The organism is Bradyrhizobium sp. P5_C11_2, from assembly GCF_054049755.1.
In genome coordinates this window covers 1-6,884 of sequence record NZ_JBFULT010000411.1, presented here as the reverse complement: position 1 = coordinate 6,884, position 6,884 = coordinate 1, and the positions used below count along the sequence as shown (strand labels likewise).

5 protein-coding genes and 2 pseudogenes are annotated in these 6,884 nt (G+C 65.9%); 1 reads left to right on the top strand and 6 read right to left on the bottom strand.

Annotated features, from left to right (window positions below):
* The 5 genes and pseudogenes from ACXJL8_RS29365 to ACXJL8_RS29345 form a co-directional block, all read right to left on the bottom strand.
* Positions 1–695: AMP-binding protein (locus tag ACXJL8_RS29365; RefSeq protein WP_456686048.1), on the bottom strand; the 695-nt coding region annotated here is incomplete at its 3' end.
* Between the two features lie 132 nt (positions 696–827).
* Positions 828–1,733 (bottom strand): annotated as a pseudogene (gene mmsB / locus ACXJL8_RS29360) (3-hydroxyisobutyrate dehydrogenase); the annotation flags it as partial.
* A gap of 10 nt (positions 1,734–1,743) precedes the next feature.
* Positions 1,744–2,811, bottom strand: coding sequence for an enoyl-CoA hydratase/isomerase family protein (locus ACXJL8_RS29355; RefSeq protein ID WP_456686047.1), 1,068 nt, complete (start codon positions 2,809–2,811; stop codon positions 1,744–1,746).
* The gene (locus ACXJL8_RS29350; RefSeq protein WP_456618674.1) at positions 2,808–3,953 is read right to left on the bottom strand and encodes an acyl-CoA dehydrogenase family protein; all 1,146 of its coding nucleotides are present in this window, start codon (positions 3,951–3,953) and stop codon (positions 2,808–2,810) included. Before ACXJL8_RS29350 ends, ACXJL8_RS29355 begins: the two co-directional genes overlap by 4 nt.
* A gap of 22 nt (positions 3,954–3,975) precedes the next feature.
* Positions 3,976–5,472 carry a CoA-acylating methylmalonate-semialdehyde dehydrogenase gene (locus ACXJL8_RS29345; protein ID WP_456618675.1) on the bottom strand — a complete coding sequence of 499 codons (1,497 nt, stop codon included), beginning with the start codon at positions 5,470–5,472 and terminating at the stop codon, positions 3,976–3,978.
* Between the two features lie 102 nt (positions 5,473–5,574).
* Between ACXJL8_RS29345 and ACXJL8_RS29340 the strand changes: the two genes are divergently transcribed.
* Positions 5,575–6,483: a LysR family transcriptional regulator gene (locus ACXJL8_RS29340; protein ID WP_456618676.1), complete on the top strand. Its 909-nt coding sequence runs from the start codon at positions 5,575–5,577 to the stop codon at positions 6,481–6,483.
* A 112-nt stretch (positions 6,484–6,595) separates the two neighbouring features.
* On the opposite strand, the pseudogene ACXJL8_RS29335 reads toward ACXJL8_RS29340, so the two are convergent.
* Positions 6,596–6,884, bottom strand: a pseudogene (locus tag ACXJL8_RS29335) (TetR/AcrR family transcriptional regulator); the annotation flags it as partial.

Below are 6,884 nucleotides of genomic sequence, written 5' to 3'. Positions count from 1 at the left end.
ACCCAGTACATGGTGGAGAGATGGCCGACGGGATAGCTGCGCTGGCTGAGCCGCACCAGCTTCGGTTTTGCGGTGGTGCCGGAGGTGAAAGAGAGCAGCATCGGATCGTCGGCGTTGGTCGGGCCGTCGGGCGCAAAGCTCTCGGAAGCCTGGGCCGCCTCGTCGAACGAGAGCCAGCCGTCAGACGCGGCCCCGACGACGACACGCACGAGACCATCGGCATCAAGGCTTGCGAACTTCGCGACCTGATCCTGCGCGGCAACCACCGCCCTCGCCTTGCCGCGATCGAGGCGGTCGCGGAGCTCGTCCGCCGTCAGCAGCGTGGTGGCGGGGATGACGACGACGCCGAGCTTCATCGCAGCCAGCATGGTCTCCCACAGCGGAACCACGTTGCCGAGCAGCAGCAGAAGATGATCGCCACGCTTCAAGCCCTGCGCGCGGAGGAAGTTCGCGACCTGGTTGGAGCGGCGCGACAGCGCGGCGAAGGACAGTTTTGTCTGCCGGTCCTGCGCGGCATCGACGATCCAGAGCGCTGGCCGGTCCTTGCTCTCCGCATTCCCTGCCAACTCGGCGTCGAACCAGTCGAGCGCCCAGTTGAAGGGAACCGGATCGGGCCAGCGGAAGCCTTTGACCGCTGTCTCGTAATCCGTGCGGTGCTGTAGAAGGAACGCGCGCGCTTCCTGAAATGTCGTCATGGTCCGGGCCCGTCGAATTGACCTGCGAGCGTAGCCCGGATGGAGCGAAGCGCAATCCGGGGCCGGCTACGCAATTGGAAGCAGCTGTCCCGGATTTCGCTTCGCTCGATCCGGGCTACGGGCAAAGCCTCGCTATTTTCCAGCGAGGCCGCGAACGTGCTTGATAATTCCGGAAAAATCCACCCCGCCCTGGCCCGCCTTGTCGAAGGCCTGGTAAATTTCCTGCGCATGCTGGCCGAGCGGCGTCGCCGCGCCCGCGGCCTTCGCGGCGTCCTGCGCCAGGGTCAGATCCTTCACCATCAGCGCCGAGGCGAAGCCCGGCTTGTAATCGTTGTTCGCCGGCGAGGTCGGCACCGGGCCCGGCACCGGGCAATAGGTCGTCAGCGACCAGCACTGACCTGAAGATGTCGAGGCGACATCGAACAACGCCTGGTGCGAGAGCCCGAGCTTCTCGCCCAGCGCAAAGGCTTCGCTGACGGCGATCATGGAAATGCCGAGGATCATGTTGTTGCAGATCTTCGCCGCCTGCCCCGCGCCGGCGCCGCCGCAATGCACGATCTTCTTGCCCATGTTTTCCAGCACGGGCTTTGCCGCCGCAAACGCCTTGTCGTCGCCGCCGCACATGAACGTGAGCGTGGCGCCCTTGGCCCCGCCGGTGCCGCCCGAGACCGGTGCATCGACCGAGAGCACGCCGTTCTTGGCGGCGAGCGCATGCGCCTGCCGCGCGCTCTCGACGTCGATGGTGGAGCTATCGATGATCAGCGCGCCCTTGGTCATGGCGGGAACGACCTCGTTCCAGACGCCGAGCACGTGCTTGCCCGCGGGCAGCATGGTGACGACAACATCGGCGCCCTTCACCGCGCCGGCCGCRCTGTCGGCGATGCCGGCACCGTCGGCCTTGGCCTGCGCGCGCGAGGCTTCGACGAGGTCGAAGGCCACCACCTTGTGGCCGGCCTTGACCAGATTGGCCGCCATCGGGCCGCCCATGTTGCCGAGACCGATGAATGCGATCGTGGCCATCTTCGTTTCCTCCGCTTGAAAGTCGTTATTAGTTGAACTTCAGTTCGTCGGCGCCGATCTCGGCGAAGTACGGTGCAACCACCTCCGGCGTCACATCCTCGATCCGCGGCGGCGACCAGGCCGGATTGCGGTCCTTGTCGATCACGGCGGCGCGCACGCCCTCGCGGAAATCGTCGCTGCGGAACACTTCCAGCGCGGCGCGATATTCGCGCACCAGGCACTCTTCCAGGCTCGACGCGGCGCGCGCGAGCCGCAGCAGCTTCAAGGTCACCACCATGCCGCGCGGCGATTTTTCGTTGAGCGTCTTCAGCGTCGCCTKCGCGAACTCGGAGCCATCGCGCTTCAGCGCCGCGACGATGTCCTCCATGCGGTCGAAGCCGAACAGAGCGTCGATGATCGGCTCTTTTGCGGCGACCGGCCCCGCAGTCTCGCCGGTCGCAAAACCGTTGATGAGCCTGCTGACCTCGGCTGCGGTCACGCCTGGGCGAATCCTGGTCAGCGCCTCGCGCARCTCAGGCCATTTGGCGGCCAGCACCACGGCGTCGGCGAACTTCGCATGGATCGCATCCGGCCCGTTCATGGTCTGGCCGGTCAGGCCGAAATAGGTGCCGATCTCGCCCGGCGAACGGGACAACAGCCAGGTGCCGCCGACATCGGGGAAGAAGCCGAGCCCGACCTCCGGCATCGCAAGTTTCGTGCGATCGGTGACGACGCGATGGCTCGCATGCGCGGAGAGGCCGACGCCGCCGCCCATCACGATGCCGTCCATGAAGGCGACATACGGTTTTGGAAACTTCTTGATCCGGGCGTTGAGGATGTACTCCTCGCGCCACAGGATCTTGCCGAGATCGCCATTGACCTTCGAGCTTTCCCAGAGCGTGCGGATGTCGCCGCCGGCGCACAGGCCGCGCTCGCCGGCGCCTTCGAGCAGGATCACGGCGACGGCCGGATCGGCCTCGAAGCGGTCGAGTGCGGTCTCGATATCGCGAAACATCTCCAGCGTCACGGCATTGATGGCCTTGGGACGGTTGAGCCTGATCACGCCGGCCGCACCCTCGACGCGGGCGACCAGATCGCCCTCCTCCACTGCATTCATCGCGCGCCCTCGATCAGTTTGCGCGCCACGATCAGCCGCATGATCTCGTTGGTGCCTTCGAGGATCTGGTGCACGCGCAGATCGCGCACGATCTTCTCGATGCCGTATTCGCTGAGATAGCCGTAGCCGCCATGAAGCTGGAGCGCCTGGTTGGCGACCTCGAAGCCGACGTCGGTGCCGAAGCGCTTGGCCATCGCGCAGAGCATGGTGGCGTCCGGGTCCTTGCGGTCGAGCGCGGCGGCGGCACGCCACAGGAAGGTGCGCGCGGCCTCGAGCTCGATCGCCATGTCGGCGAGCTTGAATTGCAGCGCCTGGAATTCGTCGAGCCGCTTGCCGAACGCCTTGCGCTCCTTCATGTAGGCGCGCGCCTTGTCGAGCGCGGTCTGCGCGCCGCCGAGCGAGCAGGCCGTGATGTTGAGGCGGCCGCCATCGAGCCCGGCCATCGCGATCTTGAAGCCGATGCCCTCCTCGCCCAGCCGGTTGGCGACCGGGACGCGGGCATTCTCGAACATCACGGCGCGGGTCGGCTGTGCGTTCCAGCCCATCTTGCGCTCGTTGGCGCCGAAGGAGACACCCGGCGTCTTGCCGTCGACGACGAGGGTCGAGATGCCGCCAGGGCCGTCGCCGCCGGTGCGCACCATTGCGACCAGCAGATCGGTGCCGCCGGCGCCCGAGATGAACTGCTTCTGGCCGTTGAGCACATAATGGTCGCCGTCGCGCGCCGCGCGGGTGCGCAGCGCCGCCGCATCCGAGCCTGCGCCCGGCTCGGTCAGGCAGTAGCTGGCGATCAACTCCATGGTGCAGAGTTTTGGCAACCACTTCTGGCGCTGGGTGTCGCTGCCATAGGCATCGATCATCCAGGACGCCATGTTGTGGATGGAGATGAAGGCTGATGTGGTCGGACAGCCCGTCGCCAGCGCCTCGAAGATCAGCGCCGCGTCGAACCGCGACATCGCGGAGCCGCCGACGTCGTCGCGGATGTAGATGCCGCCCATGCCGAGGGCTGCCGCCTCGCGCATCACGTCGACGGGGAAATGCTTCTCCTCGTCCCAGCGCAGCGCGTGCGGCGCGATCTTCTCCGCCGCAAACGCCAACGCCATGTCGCGAACCGCGATCTGATCCTCGTTCAGAGCGAACTGCATCGTGCCCTCGCTCTAAGGAGAATCACTTCATCAGCGGGATCGAGAACTCCGCGCCTTCCTTGACGCCGGACGGCCAGCGCGAGGTCACCGTCTTGGTCTTGGTGTAGAAGCGGACCGAGTCCGGGCCGTGCTGGTTGAGATCGCCGAAGCCGGACTTCTTCCAGCCGCCGAAGGTGTAATAGGCGATCGGCACCGGGATCGGCACGTTGATGCCGACCATGCCGACATTGACCTTGGCCGCGAAGTCGCGTGCGGCGTCGCCGTCGCGGGTGAAGATCGCGACGCCGTTGCCATAGTCATGCTCGGAGGGCAGCGCCAGCGCTTCCTTGTAGTCGTGCGCGCGCACGACCGAGAGCACCGGGCCAAAGATCTCTTCCTTGTAGATCCGCATGTCCTTGGTGACGTTGTCGAACAGCGAACCGCCGAGATAGAAGCCGTTCTCRTAGCCCTGCATCTTGAAGCCGCGGCCGTCGACGGCGAGCGTCGCGCCTTCCTTGATGCCGATGTCGATGTAGCCCTTGACCTTCTCGACCGCCTCGCGGGTCACCAGCGGACCGTAATCGGCGGACGGATCGATCGAGGTGCCGATCTTGAGGCTCTCGACGCGCGGAATCAGCTTGTCCATCAGGCGGTCCGCGGTGGTCTTGCCGACGGGCACGGCCACGGAGACGGCCATGCAGCGCTCGCCGGCCGAGCCGTAGCCCGCGCCGATCAGCGCGTCGACGGCCTGGTCCATGTCCGCGTCGGGCATGATGATGGCGTGGTTCTTGGCGCCGCCGAAGCATTGGCAGCGCTTGCCGGTCTGGGCGGCGCGCTCATAGATGTATTGCGCGATCGGCGTGGAGCCGACGAAGCCGACGGCCTTGATATCGGGATCGTCCAGGATCGCGTCGACCGCTTCCTTGTCGCCGTTGACGACGTTGAGGATGCCGGCCGGCAGGCCCGCCTCCATCATCAGCTCGGCCAGCAGCATCGGCACGCCAGGATCGCGCTCCGACGGCTTCAGGATGAAGGCATTGCCGCAGGCGATCGCGGGGGCGAACTTCCACATCGGGATCATCGCCGGAAAGTTGAACGGCGTGATGCCGGCGACGACGCCGAGCGCCTGGCGCATGGAATAGATGTCGATGCCGGGGCCGGCGCCTTCGGTGTACTCGCCCTTCATCAGGTGCGGAATGCCGCAGGCGAATTCCGCGACCTCAAGGCCGCGCTGGATGTCGCCCTTGGCGTCCGGCACGGTCTTGCCGTGCTCGCGCGCCAGCAGCTCGGCGAGCTTGTCGTAGTCGCGCTGAACCAGCTCGACGAATCTCATCATGACGCGGGCGCGGCGCTGCGGATTGGTCGCGGCCCACTCGGGCTGTGCTGCGCGCGCGTTCTCGACGGCGGCGCGGACTTCCGCCTTGGACGCCAGCGCCACCTTGGCCTGGACGTCGCCGGTCATCGGCTCGAACACGTCGGCCGTCCGGCCCGACGTCCCCTTGATCTCCTTGCCGCCGATGAAATGTCCGATTGAGCGCATGGCAAAGATCTCCTTGAAGCCGGGCTGAACGCTTTGACAAATCCTATTGACCTGCATTTTATAGGATTCAAGTCTGATATATTGCACCATAGATGTGCGAAAATGCTGGATCAAGGCGCGATCGACTGGGACGACTTCCGCTTCGTGCTGGCCATCGTGCGGGGCGGCTCGGTCTCGGCTGCCGCAAAGCAGCTGGGGGTGGACCATGCCACGGTGATCCGCCGGGTCGACCGGCTGGAAAAGCACCTCTCGGCGAAGCTGTTTGACCGCCGCAAGACCGGCTATCTCCTGACCGAGGCCGGCCAGCGCGTCGCCGACAGCGCGGAGGCGATGGAATCGACCATCGTCGCCAATCAGGAACAGGTGGGCGGCTCGGTCGCGCGCCTGACCGGCACGGTGCGGATCGGCGCCCCCGACGGGTTCGGCACCGCCTTCCTGGCGCCACGGCTCGCTGCCTTCGCCGACCGGTATCCCGATCTCGACCTGCAACTTGTAGCCACTGCGCGGCTGTTCAGTCTCTCCAAGCGCGAGGCCGACATCGCCATCAGCCTGACGATGCCCAAGGAAGGCCGGATCGTCGGACGCAAGCTGCTCGACTACCGCCTCGGGCTTTACGCCGCACCCTCCTATCTCGACCGGTTCCCGACGATCGCCTCACGCGAGGTGCTGCCGCAGCACCGCTTCGTCGGTTACATCGAGGAGCTCCTGTTCACGCCCGAGCTGGACTATCTGCCGCAGGTGTCGCCGCGGATTTCCGCGCGCTTGCGCAGCGCCAATTTGATCGCGCAGCTCAACGCCACGCTCGCCGGCTTCGGCATTGCCGTGCTGCCTCATTTCATGGCGAGCGACTATCCGCAGCTTGTCCCGGTGCTGCCTGAGGAGATCTCGATCACCCGCACCTTCTGGATGCTGATGCATGCCGACAGCAAGGATCTGGCGCGGATCAGGGCGGTGGCGGATTACATCAGCGAGATCGTGGAGCGCGAGCGGGGGCTGTTTGCGGGGCGGTGAGAATTCGCCGGCTTCGTAGGGTGGGTTAGCCGAAGGCGTAACCCACCAACTGTGTCTCCGCCGAAAGAGAAGTGGTGGGTTACGCTTCGCTAACCCACCCTACGCATCCTGCCTAACTCTGCTTCGGCTTCTTCGCAGCCGCCAGCTTCGGCTCACGCTTCGCGCCATCCAGCGCGCTGTCCTTGCCGGCCTTCAACACCTCGTCCGACAGCTCGCTGGAGCCGGCGATGCGCGCCAGCAGCATGGTGCCGGCCATCGTCGCAAGCGTCGCAATCGCCTGCTTGCGGGCGGCCTTGCGCGGCTGGCCGGGGATGTAGTCCGCCATCATCTCGATCATCTCGTCGAGCTTGCCGGCAAAGGCCTTGCGCGTCTTCGGGCTTTCACGGGCGATCTCGGCACCC